13 protein-coding genes and 1 tRNA gene are annotated in these 15,836 nt (G+C 65.4%); 8 read left to right on the top strand and 6 right to left on the bottom strand.

What is annotated here, in order from left to right; genetic code table 11:
• Positions 1–8 precede the first annotated feature (8 nt).
• Positions 9–872: a flagellar motor stator protein MotA gene (gene motA, locus C8J47_RS11405; RefSeq protein ID WP_056054231.1), complete on the top strand. Its 864-nt coding sequence runs from the start codon at positions 9–11 to the stop codon at positions 870–872.
• A gap of 17 nt (positions 873–889) precedes the next feature.
• Positions 890–1,792, top strand: a complete 903-nt coding sequence (locus C8J47_RS11400; RefSeq protein WP_056054233.1) for a flagellar motor protein MotB — start codon at positions 890–892, stop codon at positions 1,790–1,792.
• Positions 1,793–1,896: 104 nt separating this feature from the next.
• Here C8J47_RS11400 and C8J47_RS11395 read toward each other — a convergent pair whose 3' ends face one another.
• Positions 1,897–2,388 (bottom strand): MucR family transcriptional regulator, encoded by a 492-nt coding sequence (locus C8J47_RS11395; protein ID WP_121885735.1) that lies wholly within the window; start codon positions 2,386–2,388, stop codon positions 1,897–1,899.
• Between the two features lie 188 nt (positions 2,389–2,576).
• Between C8J47_RS11395 and C8J47_RS11390 the strand changes: the two genes are divergently transcribed.
• A complete protein-coding gene (locus C8J47_RS11390; protein WP_121885734.1) occupies positions 2,577–2,864 on the top strand; it encodes a monooxygenase family protein in 288 nt (95 codons plus the stop codon).
• Between the two features lie 38 nt (positions 2,865–2,902).
• Here the strand turns inward: C8J47_RS11390 and C8J47_RS11385 are convergent, their stop codons facing one another.
• The 5 genes from C8J47_RS11385 to C8J47_RS11365 all read right to left on the bottom strand — a co-directional run bounded on the left by C8J47_RS11385 (position 2,903) and on the right by C8J47_RS11365 (position 6,906).
• Positions 2,903–3,598 carry a hypothetical protein gene (locus C8J47_RS11385; RefSeq protein WP_121885733.1) on the bottom strand — a complete coding sequence of 232 codons (696 nt, stop codon included), beginning with the start codon at positions 3,596–3,598 and terminating at the stop codon, positions 2,903–2,905.
• 75 nt (positions 3,599–3,673) lie between these two features.
• Positions 3,674–5,053: an MFS transporter gene (locus tag C8J47_RS11380; protein WP_121885732.1), complete on the bottom strand. Its 1,380-nt coding sequence runs from the start codon at positions 5,051–5,053 to the stop codon at positions 3,674–3,676.
• A gap of 253 nt (positions 5,054–5,306) precedes the next feature.
• Entirely contained in the window at positions 5,307–5,618 is a 312-nt protein-coding gene (locus C8J47_RS11375; protein ID WP_121885731.1) for a hypothetical protein, read from the bottom strand.
• Positions 5,615–6,703: a hypothetical protein gene (locus tag C8J47_RS11370; RefSeq protein ID WP_147454317.1), complete on the bottom strand. Its 1,089-nt coding sequence runs from the start codon at positions 6,701–6,703 to the stop codon at positions 5,615–5,617. The genes C8J47_RS11375 and C8J47_RS11370 overlap by 4 nt, the downstream gene beginning before the upstream one ends.
• Before the next feature lie 116 nt (positions 6,704–6,819).
• Positions 6,820–6,906 (bottom strand) — tRNA-Leu (locus C8J47_RS11365).
• A 112-nt stretch (positions 6,907–7,018) separates the two neighbouring features.
• Here C8J47_RS11365 and C8J47_RS11360 point away from each other — a divergent pair.
• The 5 genes from C8J47_RS11360 to gltB all read left to right on the top strand — a co-directional run bounded on the left by C8J47_RS11360 (position 7,019) and on the right by gltB (position 15,687).
• On the top strand, positions 7,019–7,972 hold the full coding sequence (locus tag C8J47_RS11360) for a complex I NDUFA9 subunit family protein (protein WP_121885729.1): 954 nt from the start codon (positions 7,019–7,021) through the stop codon (positions 7,970–7,972).
• A gap of 69 nt (positions 7,973–8,041) precedes the next feature.
• Complete coding sequence (locus tag C8J47_RS11355) at positions 8,042–8,851, top strand: undecaprenyl-diphosphate phosphatase (RefSeq protein WP_121885728.1); 810 nt, start codon at positions 8,042–8,044, stop codon at positions 8,849–8,851.
• Positions 8,852–9,002: 151 nt separating this feature from the next.
• Positions 9,003–10,445: an NAD(P)-dependent oxidoreductase gene (locus C8J47_RS11350; protein WP_121885727.1), complete on the top strand. Its 1,443-nt coding sequence runs from the start codon at positions 9,003–9,005 to the stop codon at positions 10,443–10,445.
• On the top strand, positions 10,403–11,188 hold the full coding sequence (locus C8J47_RS11345; protein ID WP_121885726.1) for a hypothetical protein: 786 nt from the start codon (positions 10,403–10,405) through the stop codon (positions 11,186–11,188). Before C8J47_RS11350 ends, C8J47_RS11345 begins: the two co-directional genes overlap by 43 nt.
• Entirely contained in the window at positions 11,185–15,687 is a 4,503-nt protein-coding gene (gltB, locus tag C8J47_RS11340; protein WP_121885725.1) for a glutamate synthase large subunit, read from the top strand. Before C8J47_RS11345 ends, gltB begins: the two co-directional genes overlap by 4 nt.
• The last annotated feature ends 149 nt before the right edge of the window (positions 15,688–15,836 follow it).

Here is a 15,836-nt window from a genome sequence, read left to right as displayed (position 1 = left end):
CCAGCACCATGTTTCCGGTAATCGGCATCGTCGTCCTGCTCGTCATGGTGTTTGGCGGATTCGCCTTTACGGGCGGCGCGCTCGGCCCCGTCCTGGAGGCGATCCCGCATGAGATGCTGATCATCGGCGGCGCCGCGGCCGGCGCGCTGATCATCGGCAATTCCGGCAAGGAACTCAAAGCGCTCGGCGCCGGGCTGGGCAAGGTCTTCAAGGGGCCGAAATACAAGAAGCAGGATTATCTCGACGTCATCTTCCTCGTCAGCAAGCTGATGAAGATGCTGCGGATGGACGGGCCGATCGCGCTTGAGCCGCATGTCGAGGATCCGCAGTCGTCCGCCGTGTTCGCCGAATATCCCAAGCTCCTGAAGAACCACGCGCTCGTCAACCTGATCGCCGATACGCTGCGCCTCGTCGTGGTGTCGTCGGGCACGCTCGACGTCCACGCGGTCGAGGAGGTGATGGACCAGTCGATCAAGACGCATCATCACGAGGAGGAAAGCGCGCATGGTACGCTGACCAGCCTTGCCGACGCGCTGCCCGCGCTGGGCATCGTCGCCGCGGTGCTCGGCGTGGTGAAGACGATGGGGTCGATCGACAAGCCGCCGTCGATCCTCGGCTCGATGATCGGCTCGGCGCTGGTCGGCACGTTCATGGGCGTGCTGCTCGCGTACGGGATGGTCGCGCCACTCGCCAACCGATTGCGCCAGGTGCTCGATGCCGACGCCGCGATCTACGGCGTGGTCAAGCAGATCATCATCGCCTCGCTCCACGGCCATCCGCAGCCGCTGGTGATCGAGGCCGCCCGCTCGGGGATCGCGCACAAGAACCAGCCGGGCTTCGCCGAAGTCTTCGACGGGCTTCGCGGTAAGTAGAGCGGGCGACAGATAGCATGGCCCGCGCCCCGCACGGCAACATCCAGCCGCCGAAAATCATCGTCAAGAAGATCTATATCGAAGGTCATGGCGGGCATCACGGCGGCGCCTGGAAGGTCGCCTATGCCGATTTCGTGACCGCGATGATGGCGTTCTTCCTGCTGCTGTGGATTCTCGGCGCGACCACCGAGAAGCAGCGCAAGGGGATCGCCGATTACTTTGCGCCGACGCTGCTCGATACGCGCTCGCTCGGGATCGGCGGCGGCGCGCTGTTCGGCGGCGAATCGATCCTCGACAAGAACAAGATCGGACCCAAGGCGGGCCAGACCAGCATGCCGCAGATCGCGGTACCCGATGCGGGCAAGGGGGGCGCCTCGACCGGTACCGGCGAGCAGGGCACGATCAAGAACCGGCAGGCGCTCGCGAGCGAAGATCGCAAGAACTTCGAAGCGATGCGCAAGCGGGTACTGAGCCAGATCGCCGCCTCGCCCAAGCTGTCGCGGCTCGCGAGCCATGTCCGTTTCGTCCCGACGCAGGACGGCATGCGGATCGATCTGGTCGACGATGCGGATTATTCGATGTTCGCGCTCGGCACGACCGCGCTCGATCCGCAGGCGGGCGACCTGATCGGGATGATCGCGAAGACGATCGAGGGGATGAAGAACCCGATCATGATCCGCGGCCATACCGACAGCGTGCCGTATGGCGACCCGCGCGCGATGAACAACTGGATGCTGTCGTCGGGCCGCGCCGAGGCGACGCGCCGCCGGCTGCTGATCGGCGGTACGCCTGAGGCGCGGTTCGAGCGGATCGAGGGCGTCGCTGACCGCGAACCGCTGATCGTCAAGGATCCGAGCGATCCGCGCAACCGCCGCGTCGCGATCACGTTGCTCTACCGGCGCGGCGTGTTCGGCAAGTAATCGCGGAATGCCGCTGAGTAACATGAAAAAGACCCGGCATCGCGTGATGCCGGGTCTTTTTCATGTCGGTCGGCGCTGTATGCCAGCGCCGATGATCGTGGCGATTACTCGGCGCCGACGGTGTCCGATTTGCGCTTGCGCGGGGCGGCAGGCGCGGCTTCGGGCTTGCGGGCGCCGGGCTTGCGACCCAGACCGATCTTCTTGGCCATCGCGCGGCGGCTTTCCGAATAGTTCTCGGCGACCATCGGATAATCGGGCTTCAGGCCGTAGCGCTCGCGATATTCGGCGGGCGTCATGCCGTGGGTGGCGAGATGGCGACGCAGCGTCTTGTAAGACTTGCCGTCGATCATCGAGATGATGTGATCCTTCGACGCGAGCGATTTGCGCGCGGTTACTGCCGGCGTGTATTCGGTCGCGGTTTCGACCGGAGTCGTATCGGTCGTACCACCAAGCAGCGTAGAGACGGTCTCGTGCATCTTTCCCAGAAATGCCGGAACGTCTTCGGCCGAGCTGCGCGTGTTCGGGTTGCCCAGCCACGCGATCGTCAGTTCGGTCGCGAGCTCTACAGCATTCAGGTCGGTGGTATCTTCGGCCATGCTACACTCCATTGTCTATTGCCCCCGTAACGAGCTTCGACAACGTATTCAACCACATGGGACGTAATTGGGCCGTTTTATCTAAGATAATCTAATAGGGAAGTGGTCGCATGGCAAGATAAGTCCATTTTGATTGCTTTAGATCAGGCTGGCGTTGCGCCGATTGGCCTATCGTAGCGCATAAGGGCATGATGTTTAGCCCGACGCATTACGGCTTCCGGCAATATTGGCGCAATCTGGACGCGCTCGAGCGGTTCACGCGCAGCGAGCCGCATGCCGACTGGTGGCGCCGCGTCCGCGAACTGTCTGCGGGGGCGGGCTTCTGGCACGAGACCTATCACGCCAGGGGCGGCGTCGAGGCGCTGTACGTCGCGATGCCCGATCCGGTCGGCCTCCAGCGGTTCGCGCCCGAGCGACGGCCGGTGGGACCCTTCATGTCCGCCAGAGCGCGCATCCAGGGCGCCCCGGCGGGTTGATCGCGCGCACCCACATTCAGGTCAGCGTGGCTCCGTGGTCATTCCTGGCGGGCGGGCGGCGCGAACGCGAGCACCTCGCGCGTGTAGGTTTCGACCACTTCGCTGATCGGCGTTCCTGCGGCGGTAACCAGTAGCGCGCGGTTCTCGATGACATGCGGGGGAATGTCCAACGCCGGCGCCCCGCGAGGGATCGGCGCGCCGGTATCCCAGCCGGCCGGCAGCGGCGACCACAGCAGCCGCGCCGACACGGTCTGGCGACGGAAATGGAGCGGCTGCACCACGCGACCGAACGGCGTGTCGCTGCCGTCGAGCGCGGCATTCATCTGCGGGGTCAGCCGCGACGGGACGTACCAGTTGTCCGCCTCCGACAGGACATGCGACCCGCACCGCAGCCGCACCCGCCGATAGCGGATCGGCTCGTCGTCGCTGACGCCGAGGCGGCGGCGTTGCTCGGCGGTCGGCGTCTTCGTGATCGTCGGATCGCGGTCGGCAACGATCTTGCTGCCCGGCGCGGCAAGGTGATGGTCGGCGCACCAGTCGTCGAGCACCAGCGTCGCACTGTCGCGGGTGAGCAGCATGATCTCGAGCGACTGGAGCGCGGCGAGGCTTTCCGCCCGGCCGATGATGTCCCCCGGCCAGATATGTGAGCGGGGTTGTTCTGACGGACTCCCGGCGGTCGAAACAACCGACGCGAGCGTCGGGGCAAACACTGGGGCGAATACGGGGGCGATCATGCAATCCTCCACGAAAAATACGATGTGTCGGGTAGGCCGGGGCGTCCGATCGGCTCGGCGAGAGGCGAGACGTCTTCAGGCAGCAATGTCTTCCAGGGCACGATTGGCCGTGGCGGGTCCGAACACGCCGATCGCGCCGATCACGACGATGTACGCGGCGGCGATGAAGCCGAACACGCCGGCGACGCCGCCCTGTCGCAGAACGAAGGCGATCAGGAACGCGTTGAGCATCGCCGAGATCCGGCTGAACGCATAGACGAAGCCGATCGCCCTGGCGCGGATCCGCGTCGGAAAGATCTCGGCCTGGTAGGCGTGATACGCGAACGAGATCGTGTTGCCGGCCACGGTCAGCACGATACCGAGCAGGATCAGCAGCGCCGGGCTGGCGGAGGCGGCGAACAGCCCGCCCGCCGACACGACCGTCGCCGCGCCGGCAACGATGATCCACTTGCGTTCGAACCGATCGCCGATCGCGAGGCCGAGCATCGGCCCGACCGGGGCGGCGAGCGCGATGATCGCGGTATACGCCATGCTCTTGGTGACCGGGATGCCGTGCTCGATCAGCAAGGTCGGAACCCAATTGGTGAACCCGAAATAGCCGATCGTCTGGAAGACGTTGAAGACGATCATCATGATCGTCCGGCGGCGATAGGGCGCACGAAACATCTCGCCGAACCGTCCGTCCCGCACCACCGGGCGCGCGGTGGAGGGCGGAGGAAGCGCTGCGCCGCTCTCCTGCTCGATGCGCCGTTCGAGCGCGGCGACGATCGCCTCGGCTTCGACCAGCCGCCCTTGCTGCACCAGCCAGCGCGGGCTCTCGGGCAGGCGCCGGCGGATATACCACACCGCGACCGCGCTGCTCGCGCCGATCAGCACGACCCAGCGCCATCCCTCCAGTCCGAACGGCGACAGCGGGACGAGTATCCAGGACAGCAGCGCGACGACCGGGACCGCGACGAAGCCGATCGTCTGGCTGAGCGCGATCGCCCGCCCCCGGACATGCCCGGGCACGAGCTCGCAGATGAAGGTGTCGATCGTGATCATCTCGACGCCGAGCCCGACCCCTGCGCAAAACCGTAGCGCGTTGATCGCCATTGCGCTCGACTGAAACGCCATCGCCACCGATGCGGCCGAATAGCCCAGCAACGCCCAGGTGAAGACCGCACGTCGCCCGAAGCGATCGTTGAACGCGCCGGCGATCATCGTACCGACCGTCAGTCCGGCGAACAGTGCCGCGATGAACGACGCGATCCCCTGGGTGCCGAAAAGGCCCGCGGTCGTCGTGGTGAAGAGGCCGCCGCTCACCAGGCCGGGTGCGATATAGCCCGACAGCAGCATGTCGTAGAGTTCGAAGAAGAACGCCAGGCCGAGCAGCGCGACGATCGTCCATACCGTCCGCGTGGCCGGCAGCCGGTCGAGTCGGGCGGACACATCGCCGCTGGTCGCAACGGTCATTGTTCGTAAGGGTGGCAGCACATCGCTCTCCGATCGCGAACGCGTGAAACGCTCGAACCGTGCCGGATACCGACCTCACATGTCGATAGAATGACGACGCGCAAACGCCACGACTGGCCGCGAATACAGGGCGGCGGCGCGCTGGCTCCGGTCTGGAGCAGGTGTTTGGGTCCGCGCTCGATGGGCGTTCTCAGGACGCTGATTACGTGGCGTGGGATTCGCTGATCGATACGTGCGCTGGCATTCCCAGCACTCAATCCCTCGCGTCGCGTAACGCCTCCAACTCCGCAAGTCTCACCGGATCGTCGGCGGCAAGCGCTTCCTCGAGATAGAAGCTATGCGCGATATTGCGCACCACCTCCTGCGCTTCACCACTATATTCGGCAGCGATGACCGTGAAGGCGTCGACTAGTTCGCGAAGAAATCCTTTTTCCAAAGCTTCAAGCTGGGCACCCAGAACTTCCATCATCTCGACAGAGACATCGGGATCCAGCAGGTCTTCGCCTGTCAAATCTGCAAACACTACAAAGCGAGCGATGATGCGGGCGACCGGTATGGCGATCATGGCTTGACCACCCTGACTTTGATGTTGGTGACCTTCATCTTCTTCAGCAGCTTTACTGCTTTGGCTTTCTGGACAGGGGTAGGAACCTCCCATGTTCCGATGAGCCGATGCTGCGCCAACACCTGCGATTGTCGTAATAGCTGGGCTCGTGCATGCGGCGCATCCCTTACGCCCCACTTTCGATCGATAACGTATTCGCCTTGTATGCCATCGAACTTGACCGGTCGCTTCGAGCCGTCCGGCATTGTTCGCATTAGCGTCGGCGCCTGCCCAGGGCGCGCGCCAGTCGCCGAATCATTATACGCTGTCCAAGGTTCGTCGGGTTTGAGAGTTTCCTTCACCCAGCCGATCTGCGGCGGATCATAAGTTGTGCGTGGCCTCGCAATACGTAGGCTACGCAGCGCCGAAACTTTGGAGAGCGCCGCCCCAGGCGCGGCCGCCAGCGCTACGTTCCCGGCGACCGATCCCGTTGCTCGACCGATATCCCGCGCCGAGGCATTGGCAACGGCGTCTGCCGCACGCGAAATCTGTACGCGAGCGGGCGTATCCTCGGCAGCGATCGCCGTGTCGATCATCCCCGCTATACCGCGGCCGGCCTCGCGAACGGTGGTGACCGGATTTGTCGTCAGCGCAGTATGGACCCCCGCCACCGTTTCTTCCCCGACGTCGTACAATCCCTGACCTACGCCAACGACAAACTCGGCGACGGCGTTCGGCTGGTCGCCGCGCCGCGATCCCGGAATGTGCGTGTATTGCGCCTTGGCCGACCTGCGCTCTACCGACTTTCGGTCGTCGCCCTCGATCGGTCGGGCGCGCGGCACTTCCGCTTTCGGCGGTGTCGAGGTCCGCGACGTATCACGATTCCCGACGCTTGGAGCGCGATCGTTCCTGGCGCTAGTGGTATGGGCCTCGCTAGATCCCTCACGGCGTCCCGCGCCTGCGAAGGTAAACCGGCCGTCCGCCGGATCATGCCATGGATTGAATTTGAGTTCGAGGCCGTCAGGACCCAGCGCCGATGGCACCTTACCCGTTCGCAGCCACCGTGAAAACGCGTTCCGCTCGCCGCTGCCCGATATCTGGACCATGCCATCCCCCGCTTGTCATTGCGGCGAGAACATCTGAGCAACATTATCCTACAAGTCAAGCGCGTCGCGAGCGGATGTTGAGATCCGCCTCGCCCGAACGCGCTTCCTGTGTAGTGTGGTGCCCGGAAGAGGACTCGAACCTCCACGACCTTGCGATCGCCAGCACCTGAAGCTGGTGCGTCTACCAATTCCGCCATCCGGGCACGGGGTAGGAGGGCGCCTCTAGGGGAGGGTCGCGATGCTTGTCAACACGCCTCTTGCTGGGGCAAGGGGTTATTCGTGATTGGCAGGCAAAACAAAGTGGACGGACGCGTGATGAACGACAAACTGGTGACGCTGATCGGGGGCGGCGGTTTCGTCGGCCGCTATGTCGCACAGGCGCTGCTGGCGACGGGCGCCCGCGTCCGCATCGCACAGCGCGATCCGCGGCAGGCGTTCTTCCTGAAACCGCTCGGCGGGCTCGGCCAGACGCAGTTCGTCGGTGCCGACGTCACCAAGCCCGAGACGATCGCGCATGCGGTTCACGGCTCGGACGTCGTGGTGAACCTGGTCGGCGTGCTCGCGGGCGATTTCCAGCGCGTCCAGGCTCTCGGCGCACAAACGGTGGCACAGGCTGCGGCGAAGGCCGGCGTGGGCGCGCTCGTGCACGTCTCGGCGATCGGCGCGGATCCGGAGTCCGCGTCGGCGTACGGCAAGTCGAAGGGGCAGGGCGAGGCAGCAGTGCTCGAGGCGTTCCCGAACGCGACGATCCTGCGACCGTCGATCGTGTTCGGCCAGGAAGACCAGTTCGTGAACCGCTTTGCCGGGATGATCGCCAAGGCGCCGGTCGTGCCGGTGCTGCGTGCGGGCGCGAAGTTTCAGCCCGTATTCGTCGGCAACGTGGCGGATGCGGTGGTCGCAGCGGCGTCCGATCCCGAGACGTTCGGCGGCAAGACCTTCGAGCTTGGCGGGCCGGACATCATCACGATGGGCAATCTCATCCGCTGGATCGCCAAGACGATCGGCCGCAATCCCTCGATCGTCGAGCTGCCGGACTTTGCCGGCGCGCTGATCGCCAAGGGCGGCTTCCTGCCGGGTGCGCCGATCACCAAGGACCAGTGGACGATGCTGCAGAGCGACAATATCGTCACCGGCACCGATGGCCTCGCCGCGTTCGGGATCGAGGCGACGCCACTGTCGACGGTCGCGCCGGGCTGGCTGGTGCGCTTTCGCAAGGCTGGACGGTTCGGTCGCCGCGCCGAAACGCGTGCGGAAGTTCACGCAGACTAATGCTGCACGTGCTAAGCGTGCCCTGAAACCCGCGCCTCTTTCTGAAACCCGCGACCCCGGAGCGCCTGCTTGACCGAACTTCTTACCGTCATCCTACTCGGCATCGTCGAGGGGATCACCGAATTCCTGCCCGTATCGTCGACCGGGCATCTGATCCTCGCAACGCGGCTGCTCGGCTATGACGCGGGGCGCTGGGAGGTGTTCAACGTCGTGATCCAGCTCGGTGCGATCCTCGCGATCGTCGTGCTGTACTGGCGAACGTTCTGGGCGGTCGGCATGGGTCTGATCCGCCGCGAGCCGAAATCGTGGCTGTTCCTGCGCAACCTGGTCGTCGCGTTCATCCCGGCGGCGGTCATCGGGCTGGCGCTGCACAAATATATCGAGGCCCTGCTCGGCAATGCCGAGGTCGTTGCGATCGCGCTCATCGTCGGCGGCTTCGCGATCCTCGCAGTCGAGCGGTTCGCACCGCGCAGCGACATCAGCGGCGTCGCGGACATTCCGCTGAAGACGGTGATCGGCATTGGCTTCCTCCAGTGCCTGGCGATGATCCCGGGCGTCAGCCGGTCGGGTGCGACGATCCTCGGCGCGCTGGCGTTGGGCGTCGAGCGGCGTACCGCGGCGGAGTTCAGCTTCTTTCTCGCGATCCCGACGATGCTGGGCGCGAGCGCGCTTGAGCTGCTGAAGAACCGCGACGCGATCGCGAGCGGCGGCGGTGTCGGGCTGGGCGCGATCGCGATCGGCGCCGCGGTGTCGTTCGTCGTCGCCTTGCTGGTGGTGAAGTGGTTCGTCGGGATCGTCACCAAGCACGGATTCGTGCCGTTCGCCCTGTACCGCGTCGTCGCCGGGTCGGCTACGCTGATCTGGCTGCTCAGCAAGTAAGACCGAATCGGACTCAATAAGCTTTGTTGAGAACGGCTCTCACGAAATCGAGCTTCAAGTCCACGTTAATACGGCAGTATTGCTGCCTTATATGTTGATTTGGTCGTGACAAGCCTTCGATCGCGCAATAACGCGGCTGTCGGAGGCTATCATGGCGAACGATTCGATGCTCAAATTTGTCGGCCGGGAGCAATCCTATCCCGACAAGCGCACCGCGGACGAGCGGGCCGACGATTTCCGCGAGATTGCGCAGCGATACGCGGTGGAGCCCGCCGAGGAGCAGGCCGGACGCTGTTCGCAGTGCGGCGTGCCGTATTGCTCGGTGCATTGCCCACTGCACAATCACATACCCGATTGGCTACGGCTAACTGCTGAGGGGCGGCTGCGCGAGGCGTATGAGTTGAGCAACGCGACCTCGACCATGCCCGAGATTTGCGGCCGCATCTGCCCGCAGGACCGGCTGTGCGAAGGCAATTGCGTCATCGAATTCACCGGGCACGGCGCGGTCACGATCGGCTCGGTCGAGAAGTTCATCACCGACACCGCCTGGGAGAATGGCTGGGTCGAACCGCTGGTGCCGGGCAAGTCGCGCGGCCAGTCGGTCGGCGTGATCGGCGCAGGCCCCGCCGGGCTGACCGCGGCGGAATATCTGCGCGGGCACGGCTATGACGTCCACGTCTATGATCGCTACGACCGCGCGGGGGGATTGCTCACTTACGGCATCCCCGGCTTCAAGCTCGAAAAGCCGATCGTCATGCGCCGCGTCGAGCGGCTGAAGGCGGCGGGCATCGTCTTCCACGAGGGCTTCGCAGTTGGCGACGATGCGAGCCTCGACGATCTGCGCCAGCGCCACGACGCGATCCTGATCGCGACCGGCGTCTACAAGGCACGTGCGATGGACCTGCCCGGCGGCGGATCGAACGGCGTGGTCCCAGCGCTCGACTTCCTCGTCGCATCGAACCGCAAGGGCTTCGGCGACGCGGTCCCGGCGTTCGACGACGGCAGCCTCAATGCCGAGGGCAAGGACGTCGTCGTGATCGGCGGCGGCGACACCGCGATGGATTGCGTCCGCACCGCGATCCGCCAGGGTGCCAAATCGGTGAAGTGCCTCTACCGCCGCGACCGCGCCAACATGCCCGGCTCGCAGCGCGAAGTCGCGAATGCCGAGGAGGAGGGCGTCGAGTTCGTCTGGCTCTCTGGTCCGCAGAGCTTCGACGGTGGCGACATCGTGTCGAGCGTCAAGGTGCGGAAGATGCGTCTCGGTGCGCCCGACGCGAGCGGCCGCCGTGCGCCCGAACCCGATCCCGCCGGTGACTATTCGGTGAACGCCGATCTCGTAATCAAGGCGCTCGGCTTCGACGCCGAGGACCTGCCGACGCTGTTCGCAACGCCGGAACTGGGCGTGAGCCGCTGGGGCACCGTGCTGGTCGACGGCAAGACGTTGATGACCTCGCTCGACGGCGTGTTCGCAGCAGGCGACATCGTCCGCGGCGCGAGCCTCGTCGTCTGGGCGATCCGCGACGGTCGCGACGTCGCGGCAACGATGCACAAATGGCTGAAGACCAAGGCGGCCAACGCGAAGGTCGCGGCATGAAACCTGGGTATGTCGCCGCGGCTGCACTCGCCTTGGCCGCGCCTGTGGCGATCTGCGCGCAAGGCGTGCCCGCGCCCACCGCACAAGCAGCCGCCCCCACCGATCCCGCTCGGCTCGCCGCGGCGCGTCGTGTTGCAGCCCGGCTTCTGCCCCCCGGTATCTACAAGCAGATCATGTCGAGTTCGATGGACGCGGTCATGGGGAACATGGGCAGCGCGCTGAAGGCCATGCCGCTGGGCTCGATCGCACAGATGGGCGGCATGACGGTCGACGATGCGAAAAAGCTCGACGCGATCGATCTTACGCAGATCATGGCGATCTACGACCCGCGTTGGGAGGAGCGCCAGCAACTCACCATGCACGGGATGTTCGGTGCGATGGGCGAGTTCTTCACGACGATGGAGCCCGAGCTTCGCGAGGGAATGGCGCACGCTTATGCTAGCCGCTTCTCACTCGCCGAATTGACCGATCTCGATCGGTATTTCGCGACACCCACCGGCGCCAAATATGCCGCAAGCGCCACGACGATCATGACCGATCCAGCAGTCATGACGACGATGAAGGACATGATGCCGAAGATGATGCAGCAGATGCCGCATTTCATGGATGCGGCGAAGAAGGCGGCCGCGGCACTGCCGCCACCGCGTCGGCTTGAAGATCTGAACCCCGCCGAGCGAGCCCGGCTCGCCAAGGCGATGGGCATCGACGAGAGCAAGCTCCAGGACCCCAAGGGCAAATTATGATCGACCAGCGCCAACATCTCGCCGAGCACGGCATGTACCGCCCCGAATTCGAGGGCGACGCGTGCGGCGTTGGCCTCGTCGCCGCCACCGATGGCCGCGCGTCGCGGCGCGTTGTGCAGTCCGCGGTCGATGCGCTCAAAGCCGTGTGGCACCGCGGTGCGGTCGATGCGGACGGCAAGACCGGTGATGGCGCGGGGCTGCATATCGACCTGCCGCTACGCTTCTTCGACGACGCGGTCGCCGCGTCGGGGCACAAGGTCCGGCCGAACCGGTTGGCCGTCGGCATGATCTTCCTCCCCCGCACCGATCTCGGCGCGCAGGAGGATTGCCGGACGATCGTCGAGAGCGCGATCATCGAGGCGGGCTACACCATCTATGGCTGGCGCCAGGTGCCCGTCGACGTGTCGGTGATCGGCCAGAAGGCGCAGGCGACGCGCCCCGAGATCGAGCAGATCATGATCGCCGGGCCCTTGCCCGAGGAGCAGGACGCCGCCGAGTTCGAGAAGACGCTGTATCTCGTCCGTCGCCGGATCGAGAAGCGCGTGATCGCGGCGCAGATCCAGGGTTTCTACATCTGCTCGCTGTCGTGCCGCTCGATCATCTACAAGGGGCTGTTCCTCGCCGAATCGCTGTCGGTCTTCTACCCGGACCTGTGCGACCAGCGCTTCGAGAGCCGCGTCGCGATCTTTCATCAGCGCTATTCGACCAACACCTTCCCGCAATGGTGGCTGGCGCAACCGTTCCGCTGCCTCGCGCATAACGGCGAGATCAACACGATCCGCGGCAACAAGAACTGGATGCTCAGCCACGAGATCCGGATGGCGAGCCTCGCGTTCGGCGACAATTCGGAGGACATCAAGCCGGTGATTCCCGCCGGCGCGTCCGACACCGCCGCGCTCGATGCCGTGTTCGAGGCGATCTGCCGCTCGGGCCGTGATGCGCCAACCGCCAAGCTGATGCTCGTCCCCGAAGCCGCCAGCCCGGACATGCCGCCCGAGCATACCGCGATGTACCAGTATCTCGCGAGCGTGATGGAGCCGTGGGACGGCCCCGCCGCGCTGGCGATGACCGATGGTCGCTGGGCGGTTGCGGGCATGGACCGCAACGCGCTGCGTCCGCTCCGCTACACGCTGACGTCGGACGGTCTGCTGATCGTCGGGTCGGAGAGCGGCATGGTCGTCGTCCCCGAATCGACGATCGTCGCCAAGGGCCGCCTTGGGCCGGGCGAGATGATCGCGGTCGACCTCGACGAGGGGCGTCTGCTCCAGGATCGCGAAGTGAAGGATCGCATCTCGGGCGAGGCGGATTACGCCGCGATGATCGGCGAATTCCACACGCTCGCCGACCTGCCCTCGGTCGAGGACGCGATCGTCCGCTATGATCGTGCCGAACTAGCCCGTCGCCAGGTCGCGGCGGGGCAGACGATGGAGGACATGGAGCTGATCCTGTCGCCGATGGTCGAATCCGCGAAGGAAGCGATCGGGTCGATGGGCGACGATACGCCGCTCGCAGTCATCTCAGACAAGCCGCGGCTGATCAGCCAGTTCTTCCGCCAGAACTTCTCGCAGGTGACCAACCCGCCGATCGATCCGTTGCGCGAGCGCCACGTGATGTCGCTCAAGACGCGGTTCGGCAATCTCGCCAACATCCTCGACGTCCGCGATCAGCGCGAGCGCGTGCTGGTGCTCGATTCGCCGGTACTAACGGGCGAGCATTGGTCGCGATTGAAGGCGCATTTCGGGAATGCGGTCGCCGAGATCGACTGCACGTTCGACGTCGGCGGCGGCCCCGAGAAGCTTCGCGCGGCGATCCAGCGGATCCGCAACGAGGCGGAGCAGGCCGTTCGCCAAGGCAAGAGCGAGATCTTCCTCACTGACGAGGCGATCAGCGAAGACCGCGTCGGCATCGCCGGCGTGCTCGCGGTCGCCGCGGTCCACACGCACCTCGTCCGCCGCGGCCTGCGCTCCTATGCGTCGATCAACGTGCGCTCGGCCGAGTGCCTCGACACGCATTACTACGCGGTGCTGATCGGCGTCGGCGCGACCACCGTGAACGCGTACCTCGCCGAAGCCGCGATCGTCGATCGCCAGTCGCGCGGGCTGTTCGGCGATCTCGACCTCGCCGAATGCCTCCGCCGCCACCGCGTCGCGGTCGAGGAGGGACTGCTCAAGATCATGTCGAAAATGGGCATCGCGGTCATCTCGTCCTACCGCGGCGGCTATAATTTCGAGGCGGTCGGCCTGTCGCGCAGCCTGGTCAACGACCTGTTCCCCGGCATGCCCGCCAAGATCAGCGGCGAGGGCTATGCCTCGCTCCACGTCAACGCCACGGACCGGCACGAAGCCGCGTTCGACCCGGCCGTCGCGACGCTGCCGATCGGCGGCTTCTATCGCCAGCGCCATACCGGCGAGACGCACGCCTATTCCGCGCAGCTGATGCATCTGCTCCAGACCGCCGTCGCGACCGACAGCTATACGAGCTATCTGCAATTCTCGCGCGGCGTGTCCGACCTGCCGCCGGTGTATCTGCGCGACCTGCTCCAGTTCAACTTCCCCGCGGAAGGCGTGCCGGTCGACCAGGTCGAGGCGATCACCGAGATCCGCAAGCGCTTCGTCACCCCCGGCATGTCGCTCGGCGCGCTGAGCCCAGAGGCGCACGAGACGCTGGCGATCGCGATGAACCGGATCGGCGCGAAGGCCGTGTCGGGCGAGGGCGGCGAGGACAAGTCGCGCTTCGTGCCGTACGCGAACGGGGACAACGCGAACTCGTCGATCAAGCAGGTCGCGTCCGGCCGGTTCGGCGTCACCGCGGAATATCTGAACGCGTGCGAGGAGATCGAGGTCAAGGTCGCACAGGGCGCCAAGCCCGGCGAGGGCGGGCAGCTGCCCGGCTTCAAGGTCACTGAATTCATCGCCAAGCTGCGCCATGCGACGCCCGGCGTGACGCTGATCTCGCCGCCGCCGCATCACGACATCTACTCGATCGAGGATCTCGCCCAGCTCATCTACGACCTGAAGCAGATCAACCCGCGCGCTCGGGTGTGCGTGAAGCTGGTCTCGTCGGCGGGCATCGGCACCGTGGCCGCAGGCGTGGCGAAGGCGCATGCCGACGTCATCCTGATCGCTGGCCATGTCGGTGGCACCGGCGCGTCGCCTCAGACCTCGATCAAATATGCCGGCACGCCTTGGGAAATGGGGCTGTCGGAGGTCAACCAGGTGCTGACGCTCAACGGCCTGCGCGGTCGCGTGCGGTTGCGCACCGATGGCGGGCTGAAGACCGGCCGCGACATCGTCATCGCCGCGATCCTGGGCGCGGAAGAGTTCGGGATCGGCACGCTGTCGCTGGTCGCGATGGGCTGCATCATGGTGCGGCAATGCCATTCGAACACGTGCCCGGTCGGGATCTGCACGCAGAACGACGCGCTCCGGCAGAAGTTCGTCGGCACGCCCGAGAAGGTGATCAACCTGATGACCTTCATCGCCGAGGAAGTCCGCGACATCCTCGCGCGGCTCGGCGTGAAGAGCCTCGACGACGTGATCGGCCGCACCGAGCTGCTGCGGCAGGTCAGCCGCGGCGCGGAGCATCTCGACGATCTCGATCTCAACCCGATCCTGGCCAAGGTCGATGCCGACGATTCGCAGCGCCGGTTCTCGCTCTCGACCTTCCGCAACGAAGTCCCCGACAGCCTCGATGCGCAGATCATCAAGGATGCGTCCGCGGTATTCTCGCGCGGCGAGAAGATGCAGCTGACCTATTCGGTGCGCAACACGCACCGCGCGGTCGGCACGCGACTGTCGAGCGAGATCACGCGGAAGTTCGGCATGTCGACGCTGGCGGACAACCACGTGACGATCCGTCTGCGTGGATCGGCAGGGCAGTCGCTCGGCGCGTTCCTCTGCAAGGGCATCACGCTCGAAGTGTTCGGCGATTCGAACGACTATGTCGGCAAGGGGCTCTCGGGTGGCACGATCATCGTTCGCCCGGCGGTGAGTTCGCCTCTGGCGTCGCAGGACAACACGATCATCGGCAACACCGTGCTCTACGGCGCGACCTCGGGTCGCCTGTTCGCGGCAGGGCAGGCGGGCGAACGCTTCGCGGTCCGCAACTCGGGCGCGACCGTGGTCGTCGAAGGCTGCGGTGCGAACGGGTGCGAGTACATGACCAACGGCATCGCCGTCGTGCTCGGCGCGGTCGGCGCGAACTTCGGCGCGGGGATGACTGGCGGGATGGCGTTCGTCTACGATCCCGACGGCGTCTTCGCGAAGCGCGCCAACCCGGAGAACATCACCTGGGACCGCGTGAAATCGCTCCACTGGGCCGACGTGTTGCTCGACCTGGTTCGCGATCATGCAGACCACACCGACAGCAAATGGTCGAAGGGCCTGCTGGAAGATTGGGACCGCGTGGCTCCGCATTTCTGGCAGATCGTGCCGAAGGAAATGCTGACGCGCCTGAGCCACCCGCTCGACGACAGCGCTGAACTGGTGGCGGCGGAGTAGACGCCACACAAACACCACCCCGGCGAAGGCCGGGGCCCAATTGGGGGACGTCCCTAACGAAGGACAGGGCTCCGTTACTGCGACCTTTCCAATTGGGCCCCGGCCTTCGCCGGGGTGGTGTAGTAAGTTGGTTTCGCGCAGAGGCGCGA

Source organism: Sphingomonas sp. PP-F2F-G114-C0414, assembly GCF_003688595.1.
Taxonomy (GTDB): Bacteria; Pseudomonadota; Alphaproteobacteria; order Sphingomonadales; family Sphingomonadaceae; genus Sphingomonas.
The sequence above is the reverse complement of the archived record's forward strand: the minus strand, read 5'-3'. Positions and strand labels throughout refer to the sequence as shown.